The sequence below is a fragment of the Buttiauxella sp. genome (assembly GCF_049686335.1).
GTDB lineage: Bacteria > Pseudomonadota > Gammaproteobacteria > Enterobacterales > Enterobacteriaceae > Buttiauxella.
The window spans coordinates 364,388-380,874 of record NZ_JBAVHX010000004.1 but is presented as its reverse complement, the minus strand read 5'-3'; the positions used below and the strand labels follow the sequence as shown (position 1 = coordinate 380,874).

General features: G+C 51.5%; 18 protein-coding genes. 9 read left to right on the top strand and 9 right to left on the bottom strand.

Translation table 11 applies throughout. From position 1 onward, the window contains the following. Positions 1–129: 129 nt before the first annotated feature. Positions 130–666, bottom strand: coding sequence for an anti-virulence regulator CigR family protein (locus tag WBL83_RS02160; RefSeq protein WP_424587591.1), 537 nt, complete (start codon positions 664–666; stop codon positions 130–132). Between the two features lie 212 nt (positions 667–878). On the opposite strand from WBL83_RS02160, the gene WBL83_RS02155 reads away from it, so the two are divergent. The 8 genes from WBL83_RS02155 (at position 879) to ldtE (ending at position 8,796) form a co-directional block, all read left to right on the top strand. Then, positions 879–1,706, top strand: coding sequence for an aminoglycoside phosphotransferase family protein (locus WBL83_RS02155; RefSeq protein ID WP_424587590.1), 828 nt, complete (start codon positions 879–881; stop codon positions 1,704–1,706). A gap of 413 nt (positions 1,707–2,119) precedes the next feature. Beyond that, entirely contained in the window at positions 2,120–2,488 is a 369-nt protein-coding gene (gene sufA / locus WBL83_RS02150; RefSeq protein WP_424587589.1) for a Fe-S cluster assembly scaffold SufA, read from the top strand. A gap of 8 nt (positions 2,489–2,496) precedes the next feature. Continuing rightward, a complete protein-coding gene (gene sufB, locus WBL83_RS02145) occupies positions 2,497–3,981 on the top strand; it encodes a Fe-S cluster assembly protein SufB (RefSeq protein WP_424587588.1) in 1,485 nt (494 codons plus the stop codon). Between the two features lie 16 nt (positions 3,982–3,997). After that, a complete protein-coding gene (sufC, locus tag WBL83_RS02140; protein WP_424587587.1) occupies positions 3,998–4,744 on the top strand; it encodes a Fe-S cluster assembly ATPase SufC in 747 nt (248 codons plus the stop codon). Beyond that, positions 4,719–5,999, top strand: coding sequence for a Fe-S cluster assembly protein SufD (gene sufD, locus WBL83_RS02135; protein ID WP_424587586.1), 1,281 nt, complete (start codon positions 4,719–4,721; stop codon positions 5,997–5,999). Before sufC ends, sufD begins: the two co-directional genes overlap by 26 nt. Next, entirely contained in the window at positions 5,996–7,216 is a 1,221-nt protein-coding gene (sufS, locus tag WBL83_RS02130) for a cysteine desulfurase SufS (protein ID WP_424587585.1), read from the top strand. Before sufD ends, sufS begins: the two co-directional genes overlap by 4 nt. A gap of 13 nt (positions 7,217–7,229) precedes the next feature. Further along, positions 7,230–7,646 carry a cysteine desulfuration protein SufE gene (gene sufE / locus WBL83_RS02125; RefSeq protein WP_424587584.1) on the top strand — a complete coding sequence of 139 codons (417 nt, stop codon included), beginning with the start codon at positions 7,230–7,232 and terminating at the stop codon, positions 7,644–7,646. A gap of 100 nt (positions 7,647–7,746) precedes the next feature. Further along, on the top strand, positions 7,747–8,796 hold the full coding sequence (ldtE, locus tag WBL83_RS02120) for a L,D-transpeptidase LdtE (RefSeq protein WP_424587583.1): 1,050 nt from the start codon (positions 7,747–7,749) through the stop codon (positions 8,794–8,796). A gap of 73 nt (positions 8,797–8,869) precedes the next feature. Here ldtE and WBL83_RS02115 read toward each other — a convergent pair whose 3' ends face one another. The 3 genes from WBL83_RS02115 to WBL83_RS02105 form a co-directional block, all read right to left on the bottom strand. Next, on the bottom strand, positions 8,870–9,106 hold the full coding sequence (locus tag WBL83_RS02115; protein ID WP_034455915.1) for a major outer membrane lipoprotein: 237 nt from the start codon (positions 9,104–9,106) through the stop codon (positions 8,870–8,872). Between the two features lie 307 nt (positions 9,107–9,413). Further along, positions 9,414–10,826 (bottom strand): pyruvate kinase PykF, encoded by a 1,413-nt coding sequence (pykF, locus tag WBL83_RS02110; protein WP_424587582.1) that lies wholly within the window; start codon positions 10,824–10,826, stop codon positions 9,414–9,416. After that, positions 10,823–11,062 carry a hypothetical protein gene (locus WBL83_RS02105; protein WP_424587581.1) on the bottom strand — a complete coding sequence of 80 codons (240 nt, stop codon included), beginning with the start codon at positions 11,060–11,062 and terminating at the stop codon, positions 10,823–10,825. Before WBL83_RS02105 ends, pykF begins: the two co-directional genes overlap by 4 nt. Positions 11,063–11,374: 312 nt before the next feature. Here WBL83_RS02105 and WBL83_RS02100 point away from each other — a divergent pair, with 312 nt between their 5' ends. After that, positions 11,375–11,581 carry a hypothetical protein gene (locus tag WBL83_RS02100; RefSeq protein WP_424587580.1) on the top strand — a complete coding sequence of 69 codons (207 nt, stop codon included), beginning with the start codon at positions 11,375–11,377 and terminating at the stop codon, positions 11,579–11,581. Between the two features lie 58 nt (positions 11,582–11,639). Here the strand turns inward: WBL83_RS02100 and WBL83_RS02095 are convergent, their stop codons facing one another. The 5 genes from WBL83_RS02095 to hisD are packed head-to-tail and all read right to left on the bottom strand — an operon-like array spanning position 11,640 to position 16,432. Further along, complete coding sequence (locus WBL83_RS02095; RefSeq protein ID WP_424587579.1) at positions 11,640–12,806, bottom strand: cupin; 1,167 nt, start codon at positions 12,804–12,806, stop codon at positions 11,640–11,642. A gap of 11 nt (positions 12,807–12,817) precedes the next feature. Next, a complete protein-coding gene (locus WBL83_RS02090) occupies positions 12,818–13,609 on the bottom strand; it encodes an HpcH/HpaI aldolase family protein (protein ID WP_424587578.1) in 792 nt (263 codons plus the stop codon). Next, a complete protein-coding gene (locus WBL83_RS02085) occupies positions 13,606–14,337 on the bottom strand; it encodes an alpha/beta fold hydrolase (protein WP_424587577.1) in 732 nt (243 codons plus the stop codon). The genes WBL83_RS02090 and WBL83_RS02085 overlap by 4 nt, the downstream gene beginning before the upstream one ends. Continuing rightward, entirely contained in the window at positions 14,334–15,101 is a 768-nt protein-coding gene (locus WBL83_RS02080) for an SDR family NAD(P)-dependent oxidoreductase (protein WP_424587576.1), read from the bottom strand. The genes WBL83_RS02085 and WBL83_RS02080 overlap by 4 nt, the downstream gene beginning before the upstream one ends. Beyond that, entirely contained in the window at positions 15,101–16,432 is a 1,332-nt protein-coding gene (gene hisD / locus WBL83_RS02075) for a histidinol dehydrogenase (protein WP_424587575.1), read from the bottom strand. Before hisD ends, WBL83_RS02080 begins: the two co-directional genes overlap by 1 nt. Positions 16,433–16,487 lie beyond the last annotated feature (55 nt).

Sequence of the window (16,487 nt, the reverse complement as noted above, 5' to 3'; positions counted from 1 at the left end):
AGCGTATGAAGGGCTCAGTACAATTACCAGACTAATGGTCACGGTGTTTAACAAAATGAAGAACAGGGGATATTGTCGCTGGGCATAAAAAAGCCCCGCAGATGCGAGGCTCACGGACTGGGAAATATGTTAATCGAACACACCGTTAATGACGGAAGTCACAATTGCCGTGCTTAAAGCAATAAGCACCAAATCATTACCCACCGCTTGCCATTCGTAGCCCGGATAATATGGCAGATCGTTAATCATGGATGCAGGCAAAGTTTTCTTAGCAATTCCCGGAGGCAACGGTTTACCGCGTGCTAAATTTTTAGCGATTCCAGGGGGGAGTGCCTGATATCCAACAAGGCCATAATTCACCGCTAGAGAGCGTGCGCGAGAAAAGTTGATATCGGAGTCAACATGGTCTGGTTTACCGTAGTTTTTGCGGTTGCCATGATCCTCATTCGACTTTCCGTTACCCTGGCCTTTGTTACCCTGGTCCCCGCTCTTAGCGCTATTGCCATGGTTACCGCTATTACCATTTTTACCGCTATTACCACCGCCGTTGCCTTGTCCACCACCATTACCATTACCATTACCCGGGTTTGCATAAGCGGGGGCGGCAAGGACAGTCAGAGAAATAACCGCCGCAAGTGCAGTTTTAAGAGTGCGACGCTTAATCATGATGCTTATTCCTTGAGGGTAAATACACCCTTTGAAGATATGACAAGGTTATAACCTTAACAATCTCATGTTTTCTTATTTTTAAATACAGTTGCATGAAGCACCTAACCATCAGATTTAATTTGAGAAAATTTACTCAAACTATAAGTTAGAATGGTTCACATGCCTGTCGCATTCAGTGTTTTACACGATAAGGAAGTAAGGAAAATATTATGGATATTAGCGGGTTCACACTCTGGTTAGATCGCTGGAACCTCATTCCAGATGGTACACCGTTCACAACTCATACCTCCAGACTCCTGCCTGTTGAGACAGTAACAGGAGGTATGAAAGCCATGCTTAAAATCACAGATGATGCGGATGAGCAATCCGGTAATGCTCTGATGTCATGGTGGGAAGGAAATGGCGCAGCACAGGTTATTGCATATGAAAATGAAGCCATTCTTCTCGCACGCGCAATGGGGGAGGCATCACTCTCCTCTATGTCCCGGGAAGGTCAGGATGCTGAGGCGTGTCGGATTTTATGCCTTACAGCAAACAGACTTCACACCATCCCAAAACGTCCTTTACCACAACTTCCGACTCTGGATGAGTGGTTTTTTCCTCTTCAATCAGCAGCCCAGCAGTATGGCGGCATCCTGGCGCGTAGCGCTGAAATAGCAGAAGAGTTGTTATCGACTCCACAAGAGTTAGTCGTATTACATGGCGACTTACATCATGAGAACGTTCTTGATTTCGGTGCCTCAGGCTGGCTGGCCATTGATCCAAAAGGAATCATCGGTGAACGAGGATTCGACTTTGCCAATATTTATACCAATCCGGATCTTGGCAATCCTGTGCCCCGGGTTGCTACTCTCCCAGGAATATTTAAACAACGACTGAATCTCGTTTGCGAAATGGCGGGCCTTGATAGAGAGCGTCTACTCAAATGGATAATTGCGTGGTGCGGACTCTCAACAATATGGTCATTTGAGAGCAACGAAACAGCATCCATAGCATTAGAAGTTGCAGCGCTGGCATTGTCCGAACTGAATCAGTGAACAGCCAGTCTCGAGTTAAATGTCCCGTAGGCCACCTGTCTGGATCTTGCAACAGGAAGTGGTGGACTATTTTCACGTCACCAGATTAAACAGAAATAGTTAAACTGTTGATGTTCCAGTAAATCGTTGTTTTCAGGCATTTTAGGTTACCTATCGCATAAATCGGTATTCTCTATACATCTTTTACTTTCTATCACCTATGCTTTCTTTCTACAGATTAATCCTCGTTGTATCAGTGAGTTAAATAGCTCATATCACCGTCTGCAAGAGTTTCAGCAGGGTCTATCCTTAGTTAAGGCGACTAAAAATGAAGCATTTTCCGAATACCCCTGTTATCAGGATGTTGTATTGATAATTGTTATCATTAACATAGGGTATTGGCCTTTGGGCGGCAAAACATGAAGAGGTGAACTATGGATGTGCAAACCGGTAGCTTCGATCCCAGTGAATTCGCCTGGAAGGGACTGACGTTAACCCCTGATGCGTGCTCACATATTCGCAAACTGGCAAGCCAGCAACCCGGCTTTCTCGGCGTCCGTCTGGGCATAAAACAGACAGGTTGCGCGGGCTTTGGCTACGTGCTCGATAGCGTAAAAGAGCCAAAACCTGACGATCTCCTTTTTGAAACCGACGGCGCGAAGCTGTGGGTACCGCTATCTGCGATGCCGTTTATCGACGGGACGGAAGTCGATTACGTGCATGAAGGATTAAACGAAATTTTCAAATTCAACAACCCGAAAGCACAACACGAATGTGGTTGTGGTGAAAGCTTTGGGGTGTAGGCGGGATTATGTCACGTAACACTGAAACGTCTGAAGAAGTGCAAACCTGGGCGGGTGGCCATCACTACAAAGAAGGCTTTTTCACCCAGCTCAAAACTGACGAACTGGCTCACGGCATCAACGAAGATGTCGTGCGGGCGATCTCTGCGCGACGTAATGAACCTGAATGGATGCTGGAGTTTCGCCTGAGCGCTTTCCGCGCCTGGCTTGAAATGGAAGAACCGCACTGGCTGAAGGCTCATTACGACAAACTCAACTATCAGGATTACAGTTATTACTCCGCACCATCCTGTGGCAGCTGCGATGACAACTGCGAATCGCAACCCGGCGCTGTCCAGCAGCCGGGCAGCAACGCCTATCTGACGGGCGAAGTGGAAGAAGCGTTCAAACAGCTCGGGGTGCCGGTGCGTGAAGGCTCAAATATTGCTATGGATGCGATTTTTGACTCCGTCTCTGTTGCCACCACGTATCGTGAAAAACTCTCCGGGCAGGGCATTATTTTCTGCTCTTTTGGTGAAGCGATTCATGAATTCCCGGAGCTGGTACAGAAGTATCTCGGTACTGTTGTTCCGAGTAACGACAACTTCTTCGCGGCACTCAATGCGGCAGTGGCTTCCGATGGCACCTTTATTTATGTGCCCAAAGGTGTGCGTTGCCCGATGGAGCTCTCGACCTATTTCCGCATTAACGCCGAGAAAACCGGCCAGTTTGAACGCACCATTTTAGTGGCGGATGAAGGCAGTTATGTCAGTTACATTGAAGGATGCTCCGCACCGGTGCGCGACAGCTATCAGCTGCACGCCGCCGTGGTGGAAGTCATCATTCATAAAGATGCTGAAGTGAAATATTCCACGGTGCAAAACTGGTTCCCGGGCGACGGCAATACGGGCGGCATCCTGAACTTCGTCACCAAGCGTGCGTTGTGCGAAGGGGCGAACAGTAAAATGTCCTGGACGCAGTCCGAAACCGGCTCGGCGATTACCTGGAAATACCCCAGCGTGATTTTGCGCGGTGATAACTCCATCGGTGAGTTTTTCTCCGTGGCGTTGACGGCCGGGCATCAGCAGGCTGACACCGGCACCAAGATGATCCACATCGGCAAAAACACCAAATCGACGATTATCTCGAAAGGCATCTCTGCCGGACACAGCCAGAACAGCTATCGCGGGCTGGTGAAAATCATGCCGACCGCCACCAACGCCCGTAACTTTACCCAGTGCGACTCCATGCTTATTGGGCCGGACAGCGGGGCGCATACCTTCCCGTATGTCGAATGCCGCAACAACACCGCCCAACTGGAACATGAAGCGACCACCTCGCGTATCGGGGAAGACCAGTTGTTCTACTGCCTGCAACGCGGGATACCACAGGACGATGCGATTTCAATGATCGTCAATGGATTCTGTAAAGACGTGTTCTCGGAACTGCCGCTCGAATTCGCGGTGGAAGCACAAAAATTATTAGCGATTAGCCTTGAACACAGCGTCGGATAAGAATTAAGGGAAAATTATGCTGAGCATTAAAGATCTACAGGTAAGCGTTGAGGACAAAGCGATCCTGCGCGGCTTAAGCCTTGAAATTAAACCGGGTGAAGTGCACGCGATTATGGGGCCGAACGGCTCAGGGAAAAGTACGCTTTCTGCCACGCTCGCCGGGCGTGAAGACTATGAAGTCACTGGCGGACAGGTGCATTTTAAGGGCAAAGATCTGCTGGAATTATCGCCGGAAGATCGCGCCGGAGAAGGCATTTTCATGGCCTTCCAGTATCCGGTAGAAATCCCGGGCGTCAGTAACCAGTTCTTCCTGCAAACCGCGCTGAATGCGGTGCGCGAATATCGTGGCAAAGAGGCTCTCGACCGTTTCGATTTCCAGGATTTGATGGAGGAAAAAATCAAATTGCTGAAAATGCCGGAAGATTTGCTGACCCGTTCGGTGAACGTCGGTTTCTCCGGTGGTGAGAAAAAACGCAACGATATTCTGCAAATGGCGGTTCTCGAACCTGAACTTTGTATCCTGGATGAATCAGATTCTGGGCTCGACATTGATGCGTTGAAAGTGGTTGCGGAAGGGGTGAATTCCCTGCGCGATGGTCACAGGGCGTTTGTCATCGTCACCCACTACCAGCGTATTCTTGACTACATCAAACCTGATTTTGTTCATGTGCTTTATCAGGGGCGAATTGTGAAATCAGGGGATTTCAGTCTGGTGAAACAACTGGAGGAGCAGGGTTATGGCTGGCTTACCGAACAGCAGTAACGGCAACGCCCTACAACAGTGGCATCACCTGTTTGAAACCCAGGGCGACACACGCAGCAAAGAAGCCCAGGAACATATGCAGCAAATGCTGCGCCTGGGGCTGCCAACACGCAAACATGAAAACTGGAAATACACGCCGCTTGAAGGGCTGCTCAATAACCAGTTTGTTTTGCCTGCATCGCAAGCGTTAAGCGAAATTGAACGTGACACGCTGGCCTTGTCGCTGGACGCCTGGCGTCTGGTGTTTGTCGACGGGCGATTTAGCGCTGATCTGAGCGACGATCTGACCAACAGCGGGTTTGACGTCACCATTGATACTCATCGAGAGTCGTTGCCTGCGGCGGTGCAGGGCGAAGTGTTCCTGCATCTCACCGAAAGCCTGGCTGAGACGGTGACGCACATTCGCGTGGCGCGTAATCACAGCCCCGCTAAAGCTCTGCTGCTGATGCATGTCACTCGTGGCAGCGCACAGGGCGAGATGAGTACCGCGCATTATCGCCACCATTTGTCGCTGGGCGAAGGCGCGCGTGCGTCGGTCATCGAACATTACGTCAGCCAGGGTGAGCACCCGCATTTTACGGGCGCGCGCTTTACGGCGGAGGTGGCAGCAAACGCTCATTTGCACCATGACAAGCTGGCGTTTGAAAACGCCCAAAGTTACCACTTCGCGCATAACGATTTGCTGCTCGGCCAGGATGCCAACGTGGATACCAACAGCTTCCTGCTGGGGGCGGCAGTGTTGCGCCATAACACCAGCACGCAGCTTAACGGTGAAAACACCACGCTTCGTATGAACAGCCTGGCGTTGCCGGTGAATAACGAAGTGTGTGATACCCGCACCTGGCTTGAACATAACAAGGGCTACTGCAACAGCCGACAACTGCATAAAACCATTGTGCGCGATAAAGGGCGCGCGGTGTTTAACGGCATGATTAAAGTGGCGCAGCACGCCATCAAAACTGACGGACAGATGACCAACAACAACTTGTTGCTGGGGCGTCTGGCGGAAGTGGACACCAAACCACAGCTTGAAATTTATGCCGATGACGTGAAATGCAGCCATGGCGCGACCATTGGCCGCATCGATGATGAACAGATGTTCTACCTGCGTTCGCGTGGGATTAAAGAACAGGCTGCACTTCAGATGATTATTTTTGCCTTTGCCGCAGAGCTTACGGAGAGCATTCGTGATGAGGCATTGAAACAGCAGGTGCTGGCGAGGATCGGCCAGCGCTTTGCAGGGGGCGAAGCATGAGTTTTTCCATAGAACGGGTGCGGGCTGATTTTCCTATTCTGAGTCGGGAAGTGAACGGGCAACCGCTGGTCTATTTAGACAGCGCGGCGAGCGCACAAAAGCCGCAAGCGGTTATCGACGCCGAGCTGGATTTTTACAGCCACGGTTATGCAGCGGTGCATCGCGGCATCCATACACTGAGCGCAGAAGCGACACAGTTAATGGAAAACGTGCGTAACCAGGTTTCGCGTTTTATTAATGCGCGATCGCCCGAAGAGATCGTTTTTGTTCGTGGCACCACCGAAGGCATTAACCTGGTCGCCAATAGCTGGGGGCGCGCTAATATCCAGGCGGGAGATAACATCATTATTTCCACCATGGAGCACCATGCCAATATCGTACCGTGGCAAATTCTCTGCGAGCATACAGGCGCGACATTACGCGTCATCCCCCTCAATCCGGACGGCACGCTGCAACTGGATGTGTTCCCGACGCTGATTGACGAACACACCAAACTGCTGGCGATTACTCATGTTTCAAACGTACTGGGTACTGAAAACCCGGTGCAGGAGATGATTGCCACCGCCCATCAGGCAGGGGTAAAAGTGCTGGTGGATGGCGCACAGGCCATCATGCACCACGCTATCGATGTGCAAGCGCTGGACTGCGATTTCTATCTGTTCTCCGGCCATAAAATCTATGGCCCGACGGGGATTGGCGTGCTGTATGCGCGCGAAGAAATCCTGCAAAACATGCCGCCATGGGAAGGGGGTGGGTCGATGATCGCAAGTGTTAGCCTGACGGCTGGCACCACTTACGCCGCTGCACCGTGGCGCTTTGAAGCGGGTACGCCTAATACCGCAGGCATTATCGGGCTGGGCGCTGCGTTGCGCTATGTCGAGAGCCTTAATCTGGCTGAGGTGAGCGAGTATGAGCAATCGCTGATGCGCTACGCACAGCAGGCGCTAAACGCGGTTCCGGACCTGACGATTTATGGTCCGGACCAGCGACTCGGCGTTATCGCGTTTAATCTGGGCAAACATCACGCTTATGACGTGGGGAGTTTCCTCGATAACTATGGTATTGCGGTTCGTACCGGTCACCATTGCGCGATGCCGTTAATGGCGTTCTACCAGGTTCCGGCGATGTGTCGTGCCTCGTTCGCCATGTACAACACTGAAGAAGAGGTGGATCGGCTGGTGGCAGGCTTACAGCGCATCCATCGTCTGTTGGGCTAACAGGGAGAAAGCCATGGCCACCATGCCAGACAAAGAAAAGTTGCTGAAAAATTTCAGTCGTTGCAGCAACTGGGAAGACAAGTATCTCTACATCATTGAACTTGGCGGGCGGTTGCCGGCGTTTCCGGAAAGCGAGCGCAAAGCGGAAAACACCATTCAGGGCTGCCAGAGCCAGGTGTGGATTGTCATGCACCAACAATCTGATGGTGTGATCACGCTTGAAGGTGATAGTGATGCCGCAATCGTCAAGGGGCTGATTGCAATCGTGTTTATTCTCTACCAACAGATGACTGCGCAGGATATTGTCGCGTTTGACGTCCGCCCGTGGTTTGAGAAACTTGAGCTTGCTCAACACCTTACACCGTCTCGCTCCCAGGGGCTTGAAGCAATGATCCGCGCAATCCGCACCAAAGCCGCCAATCTTAGCTAAACTCAAAGAACAGCTTTCATCCTGTTAACGCGAGGTAATTTAATTACCTCGTACGGCTTTCAGCATTCCGGCATTCAGCCGGTGAATACAGGAATTCAGTATGAAGCGCGCGTTCTCTCAAATAACATTAGTTTTACTCTCTGCTCTGGCCGCAAGCCAGTCAGCATGGGCCGTTGACTATTTATTGCCGCCACCTGGCAGCCGAATAATAGGTCAAAATCAAACCTACATTGTTCCTAATGACGGTAAAAACCTGGAGGCAGTCGCGGCGAAATATAATACCGGCGTGTTACTGTTAATGGAGGCAAACAATACTGTTGATCCTTTCTTACCCAAACCTGGCAGTGAGTTAACTATACCGTCGCAAATGATCCTTCCGGATGCTCCGCGCGTGGGTATTGTTATCAATCTTGCTGAACTGCGGTTGTATTATTATCCGCCAGGGCAGAATCGTGTTGAGGTTTACCCCCTCGGCATTGGTCAGCTTGGGCGAGAAACACCTGTGATGGTGACTCGCATCAGCCAGAGGATCCCAAATCCAACCTGGACGCCAACGGCAAATATCCGCGCTCGTTCAGCCGCACAAGGCATCACGCTGCCTGCGATGGTGCCAGCAGGGCCAAATAACCCGCTAGGACGCTACGCTCTGCGTCTTGAGCAGGGCGGTGGTGAATATCTGATTCATGGCACCAATGCGCGTAATAGCATCGGCTTGCGTGTGAGTTCGGGCTGTATGCGAATGCGTGCGCCAGATATCAAGGCTGTGTTCAGCCAGGTGTCGGTGGGCACTCGGGTACAGATAATTAATGAGCCCGTCAAATTCACCACTGAGCCGGATGGACGGCGCTATGTTGAAGTGCACCAGCCGCTATCGCGCAATGACTGGGAAAATCCGCAAACCGTACCGATTGAAATTTCTGCTTCCTTTGGAACGTTTATCGATAACGCGATGAGCGACAAAGCGCAGGTGGATAGTGCTATCGCAAGACGAGCGGGATATCCGGTGCTGGTGAATGCGACACAGGGTGTTCCATCACAACCGGTGAATATAACCCCGATACAGAGCGTCAGTACGTCCACAGGCGGCAAACCACTGACAAGCAGTAGTGGGAGCATGGTGAGTGGGCAGAGTAGCGTGGTGATGAACTAGAGAGGTTTTGAAGTGCAGGGGATTCAGGCAAAAAAAATGGCGCACAATGTGCGCCATTTTAATACAAGTACTCTTACTTACGGTAAGAGTGAGCTTGGTTGTCCAGACGCTGGTTAGCGCGTGCTGCGTCGTCTTTAGCAGCTTGAACGTCAGAACGCATTGCGTTCACGTCGTTGCTCAGCTGATCAACTTTAGCGTTCAGAGTCTGAACGTCAGAAGACAGTTGATCGATTTTAGCGTTAGAAGAACAACCTGCCAGCATAGTAGAAGCCAGGATTACCGCGCCCAGTACCAGTTTAGTACGATTCATTATTAATACCCTCTAGATTGAGTTAATCTCCATGTAGCGTTACAAGTATTACACAAAGTTTTTTATCTTGAGAATAAATTTTTGATGGGAATGCACTTAAATTTGATCGTTCGCTCAAAGAAACACCGAACTGAGACGAAAACCTAAAAAAAATAGAAAAAACAGAGGATTTTAATCGGATTCATCTTAGTAAAATGCGACTTAAATAGAGCAGGCCGATTTGCTTTTTAGTTCGAATTGACTATTTCACCGAATAAAAAAAGCGCCCGAAGGCGCTTTTAAAGCAAATTATTCGTTCACAGTAAATTTACAGGACGTGAACAGACGCAGTATTGGTTGTGCCACTTGGAACCAGGGCACCAGAAACCATCACTACGATATCGCCTTTACGAGCCAGGCCGCTTTCCAGCGCAACTTCTTTACCCAGACGGTAGAAATCATCAGTAGAAGCGATTTCTTTAACCAGCTGAGGAATCACACCTTTGCTCAGAACTAACTGACGCGCAGTCACTTCATTGGTGGTCAGAGCAAGGATAGTGGCGTTCGGGAAGTATTTACGCACAGCTTTAGCTGATTTACCGCCTTGAGTAGCAACAACGATCACTGGAGCTTCCAGGTTTTCTGCAGTTTCAACTGCACCGCGGCAAACTGCTTCGGTGATGCGCAGTTTACGGCTGTCGTTGTTGTTATCCAGACGGCTGGTCATCACGCGGTCAGTACGCTCACAGATGGTTGCCATGATGGTCACAGCTTCCAGTGGGTATTTACCTTTAGCAGACTCACCAGACAGCATAACTGCGTCGGTGCCGTCGATGATGGCGTTAGCAACGTCACCCGCTTCTGCGCGAGTAGGGCGTGGGTTTTTGATCATTGAGTCGAGCATCTGAGTTGCAGTGATAACAACTTTACGTGCACGAACACATTTCTCGATCATCATCTTCTGCGCGAAGATAACTTCTTCAACTGGGATTTCAACGCCCAGGTCACCACGAGCAACCATGATGCCGTCAGAAGCTTCGAGGATTTCGTCGAAGTTGTTCAGGCCTTCCTGGTTTTCGATTTTAGAAATGATCTGGATGTTTTCGCCGCCGTGAGCTTTCAAATGCTCGCGGATTTCAACGACGTCAGAACGTTTACGAATAAAGGACGCAGCAACGAAATCAACGCCTTGTTCGCAACCGAAGATCAGGTCTTGTTTGTCTTTTTCAGCCAGAGCTGGCAGCGCGATAGAAACACCCGGCAGGTTAACGCCTTTGTTTTCGCCCAGGTCGCCATTGTTCAGTACTTTACAAACAACGTTTTTGCCTTCGATTGCAGTCACTTCCATACCGATCAGACCATCGTCTACCAGTACAGTGTTACCTACGCTCAGATCGCTGGTGAAACCTTCGTAAGTCACAGCAACTATATCGCTGTTACCCACAACAGTTTTGTCAGTGGTGAAAGTGAAGGTCTGGCCCGCTTTCAGAGAAACGTCTTTGCCGCCATCCAGTTTGATGGTACGGATTTCAGGACCTTTGGTGTCCAGCAGGATTGCTGCTTTCTTACCAGAAGTTGCCATGACGTTGCGCAGGTTCTTGATACGCTGACCGTGTTCTTCGTAGTCGCCGTGGGAGAAGTTCAGACGCATAACGTTCATGCCAGCATCAAGCATTTTGCTCAGCATTTCTTCGGATTCGGTTTTTGGACCGATGGTGCAAACAATTTTAGTCTTTTTCATGACAGTCTTATCTGTAAGTTGAGAAGGATTGTGAAAATTCGGTTCCGGTCGATACGGGCGCCGGAGCGCAAACTAAAGCTGGTATTGTTCAAGTGCCACCCGGTAAGGATAGGTGACAGAAATAAAGCGTGCAGAGGAAAGTGTGCTTGCGGTTCAGCCTGCCGGTGATATTGGTTGCTTTCTAATGTATTAAGACAGTTCAATGCGCTGAAACCATTCAAGTCAGGACCTCGCATATTATAGAGGTAACTGACGCCGAAAGGAATTAAAAACGCTGTTTCAAAATTGGAATGCGCAGAAATACAGCGACGTGTTATCAATGCGTTAATAAAATATTGCCGAGGATGGGCAACAAAAATGAACCTGGAGCTGTTTTGTGCTGTGGCCTCGCAACCGGCAAAACGGTTCAGCTTTCTCCTTCATCATGATCCAATATGAATGATTCCTTAAAAATAATTTGCGGAATATAATATTTATTTGAAAGCAAAGTGTGGGAGTTAATTACACCACCTTGTATATGGTTTTTATTTTAATGAAGATTATTTGGCATGATTAAATTAATAATTCCTGGAGTAGCCGTCGTGGCTTTCTTTATGGCTTGTGGGAATGCACCGGCGAAGCGGATTGCAGAATGTGAACATCTCGGGGAACGTGATGGAGTGTGCGCCGCACAAGAGTGGGATTTCACCATGGAAAGCCCATTCCCGGACAACAGTCTTTCGACACTGGCAAGCCGCGTAAACAGCCAGAAGTAAGCCGTTACGCGGCAACCGTTCTTTGCGTGCGCATCCCTGCGAAAGAGTTAAAAACTGGCTACAACGCGCGAGCTATTTTGTTTCCCGCTTTGCGTGCGGTGACCGGCATAATACTTGCCGTTGCCACGTAGCCATCGGGATCGAGACAGTGATCCCGCTCCAGCGCCTGGTCAATAATCTCACCATCCCAGTAGATTTTTTTACGGTGATCGCCCTGCGTGGTGAGGGTGGCTTCCATCACGCCATCCAGTGCGCGGTATTGACGCCAGCTATTGGCAGGAACGGAAATCACAGAACCTTCTTCAGCAACAATAGTGACTTCTTCGCCAGGGCGATTCCATGTCACTTCCAGCGTCCCTTTAAACACCATCAACACCTGCACGTCAGGGCAGCAATGCAGGCCAACGCGATGCTGGTCCTGAATACGCAGCCACTCCACCGAGAAACCATGCGGGTTGAGGATAGGTGGCGTGTTATGCAAATCCTGTGAAATTCCGTAGCCAATAACCGGTGCCAGTTCGCCGCCGTGCCCAGGCAAAACGGCATCGAGCAGGCTGTTGGCCGACCAGTTGCGCTGCTCGCCCGTTACGGCGCGTTGGCTCATTTCTTCTATTGAGTAATCACGCAGTGCGGCGATATGTTCCGCCCCCAACGGCTGCAACAAACCGGATTCATCCGGCAGTTTGTCGCCCGCTTCAATATCAATCAGCATATTGTCGCGGCTCAAGTACAGGCCATATTCGCGCGCGGCTTCCAGTATCGACGGGTGCCAGATAATACCGCCGGTGTTATTCCCTCCCAGCACCGTGAACACCATGCCACTAGTATCATTTGGGCTGACGTTGGTAAAACCACGGAATATCCACGTCGGAATCGACAATATCGCCGGCGCACTGAATTCAGCCTGATGTTCGCCATTGGCTCCCCAACGGAAACGCCAGCTGCCTTCATGAATCAAAAATACTTCCGCCGTGAAATGCAGATGAAGATTATTGGTGACTCCTTTCGGCATCGCTGCCGCACCGATATTAAAGCCGTGCGGCTCAGGAATATTCACCACTTGTGAAGCGGACTGCGTCACGCCCGGCCCTATAAATGAATAGTTCTGTTTGAGATGCGAACCCGGCAATTTGCAGTCGATAAATGCGACGCTGCATGAAACACGATCTTCAGGGCGCACCAGGCGGCGTTGGGCTTCTTCCTGGGTCAGAGTAATGTTTTGCATAATGTTCTCCATTAATATCCAGATGCGCCACTGGCTGGCGGGGTTTCGCCTCGCGCAGCAGCGATAGCGGTTCGCGCAGCGGAGCCAAGCTGCATCACATCATTTGCCGGGGTGACGAAGTGAAACCCCTGAGCCAGCCGATTCGCGGCCGCCTGGCCGGAAGTACAAAAAATCCCGGCGAGTTTATGATGAGCGCGGCAACGGTCGATAACTCGCGCAATAGCCGCCAGCATTTCCGGGTGCTGGGACTCGGCGCTGGCACTGCCGGTGAGCGCTAAAGAAAGGTCATTAGGCCCGATAAAAACCCCATCAAGCCCGTCGGTATCCAGAATGGCGTCAAGATTCTCAAGCCCTTCGCGGGTTTCAATCATTGCCAGCGTCAGGATCTCTTCATTGGCGTATTGCGGGTAATCTTTGCCGCCATATAAAAGCGCGCGCGCCGGACCAAACGAACGGTTGCCAAGAGGAGGGTAACGGCACGCCGCCACGAACTGCTGCGCCTGCTGCGCGGTGGAAATCATCGGGCAGATAATTCCCCAGGCACCCGCATCAAGCAGGCGCATAATTTGTGCCGGTTCGTTGGTATTGACTCTTGCCAGCGGTGTGGCGGGGGTGGCGGAAATGGCCTGAAGCATCGACAGCGCACTGGCGAAATCAATCATGCCGTGCTGCATGTCGACCGTGACCGAATCATAGCCCTGATGTCCGGCGATTTCGGCGCTGTATCCTGAAGGGATCGCCAGCCAGCCGTTGACTATCGGTTGCTGCTGGCGGAAGGCCGCCTTAAGCGGATTTTTTCTCATGATGTGGACTCCTGTATCCAGTTGCGCATGGCGATGGCCACGAGTTGCGGTGCTTCAAGGGGTAAGAAGTGGCCGCTTTCGGGGATCGTTATCCAGCGTGCGTGCGGGGCGGCTGCGGCGGCTGCCTGGTGATGTGAAGGGGTACAAATAGCGTCATACGCGCCATTGATGATGAGTACCGGCGCGCTAAAGGCGGCCAGTGCATCGCGGTGGTCATCGCGCGAAATAGCCACCTCCGTCTGGTTTGCAAAAACGTCGATGCCGCACTCTTCAGCCATTTGCACAATCGTCTGGTGAAGTGAAGCGTTGTCGAGATGATGCGGTGCCACATATTTTGCCCACAGGTTTTCCGTGAGCCACGGTGCGATGCCCAGCCGTGCTGCTTCTTTTACTGCCGCCCGTCGCCCGGTGGCGTTATCCGGTAAATCACGCAGCGGGTTAACCGACAACAGCGCCAGACCGGCAAGTCGATGCGGGGCCAGCGCCAGCATTTGCAGCGCGACTATCGCCCCGAGGGAAAATCCCACCAGGCAAAAACGTGGCGGTAACACGTCGAGTAACTGGCTTGCCAGAGCCTGTGCCGAATTGCCTGCACTGAGCGTGACAGAGCTAAAATGGGTGACGTTTAGCTGTTCGCTTACTGGCTGCCACAACCGTCCATTACACAGCGTGCCTCCCAGTGCAATCAGCGGTGCGTCATGGTTTTCAAGCAAGGGGAGGGTATTCATGTTGCCGTCCATCCACCGTCCACCATGAGCGACGTGCCGGTAATCAGTGCTGAAGCAGGCGAGGCGAGAAACACCACCGGCCCCATCACATCCTCCAGCGTCCCCAGCCGTTTTAGCTTGATGTTATCTAACACGTAGCGGCTGAAAGCAGGGTCGGCGAGACTGGCGCGGGAGAGTTCGGTTTCGATAAAAGTCGGGCACAGCGTGTTGACGCGAATACCCGCTTCTCCTAACTCCAGCGCCATGGTTTTGGTTAACCCTTCGAGGGCAAACTTCGACGCACAATAGACGCTGCGTTGCGGCCCACCAACATGACCCATCTGCGAAGAAATATGAATAATGGAACCGGCGACCTGGCGCATCTTCATACTGCGTGCCACCTGCTGACTGATAAAGAAAGTCGCCCGAAGGTTCAACGCCATGACCGCATCAAAATTTTCCTCGCTGACTTCAAGGAAAGGCTGATGGCGGGCAAGCCCGGCGCTGTTCACCAGAATGTCGAACCCCGGTAACGCTGCCAGTGTTTTGCTCACTTGCGCGTTATCGGTAATATCCAGCGCCACGCTGTTTAAATGCACCCCTTCTGCGGCGGCACGGTTAAGCGCATCAGCAAGTTGCTCAGTATTGCGCGCGATAATCCACACCTGGGCGCCGGCTTGTGCCAGCGCGATGGCCGCAGCAAAACCGATTCCTCTGGAACCCCCGGTAACTAACGCCCGGCGGTTATCGAGTCGAAACTCAGGAGTGCGGGGAAGCGCCATCATTACGACGCCTTCTCGGTGTCAATCGCGGGAACGGATCCTGCGTAGGGCACATGCTGGTTGCCGTAACGGCGTACGCGGATATTGGCCTGTTCCGCATGGCCGGAAAAACCTTCCAGCTGGCACAGGCGCGAGCAATAACTCCCGATCTCCGTGGAGGCTTCATCGCTCAGTACTTTCTGCCAGGTGCAGGTTTTCATGAATTTACCCACCCAAAGTCCACCGGTATAACGCGCGGCTTTTTGCGTCGGCAACGTATGGTTGGTGCCGATAACCTTATCGCCATACGCGACGTTAGTCCGCGGGCCAAGGAACAGTGCGCCAAAGTTGGTCATATTGGCGAGGAACCAGTCGTCGCGTGACGTCATCACTTGCACATGTTCGGAGGCGATGCGGTTGGCTTCTTGCAACATCTCTTCGTAGCTGTCGCACACAATCACTTCGCCATAGTCGTGCCACGCCTGGCGGGCAATTTCCGCCGTCGGCAGTTTGGTCAACAGGCGTTCGACTTCACGTATCGTTTCTTGCGCCAGTTTCAGGGAGTTGGTGAGTAAAATGGCAGGCGTCGTTACGCCGTGTTCCGCCTGGCCGAGCAGGTCGGTGGCGCACATTTCTGCATCCACGGTTTCGTCGGCAATGACCAGTGTTTCAGTCGGTCCGGCAAACAGGTCAATACCGACACGGCCAAATAACTGACGTTTGGCTTCTGCGACAAACGCGTTACCCGGCCCGACCAGCATATCGACAGGGTCAATCGTGTCGGTGCCAAGCGCCATCGCGCCAATGGCCTGAATACCGCCTAATGCGTAGATCTCCGTTGCGCCCGCCATCGCTTGTGCGGCAACAATCGCCGGGGCAGGGGTGCCATTGAAGGGCGGCGCGCAGCTAATAATGCGCGAACAACCGGCGACGTTGGCAGTAATAATCGACATATGCGCCGAGGCTAGCAGCGGATATTTACCCCCGGGTACATAACAACCCACGGCATTAATGGGTATATTTTTATGTCCGAGAATCACGCCTGGACGCGTTTCAATTTCCAGATCGGTCAGGCAGCCTTTTTGAGCAGTAGCAAAATTAAAAACCTGCTGTTGGGCAAATTCAATATCTTTAATATCCTGACGACTCAGTTGATTGATGCAGGCATTTATTTCTTGTTGGGACAGGCGATAGTCCTGACGATCATAATTATCGAACTTGATGGATAATTCGCGGATAGCCTGATTACCACGTTGCTCAATATCGGCCAGAGTATTTTCAACCACAATACTGATTTGTTTATTTACCTGCTGGCGTTCAAATAATGACTTACTGGTTTTTAAATATTGTGCCATGACGCACTCCTTTCATTTTTTATATGTGACGGTCCCGCCCGGCTAAGCGGGTGAA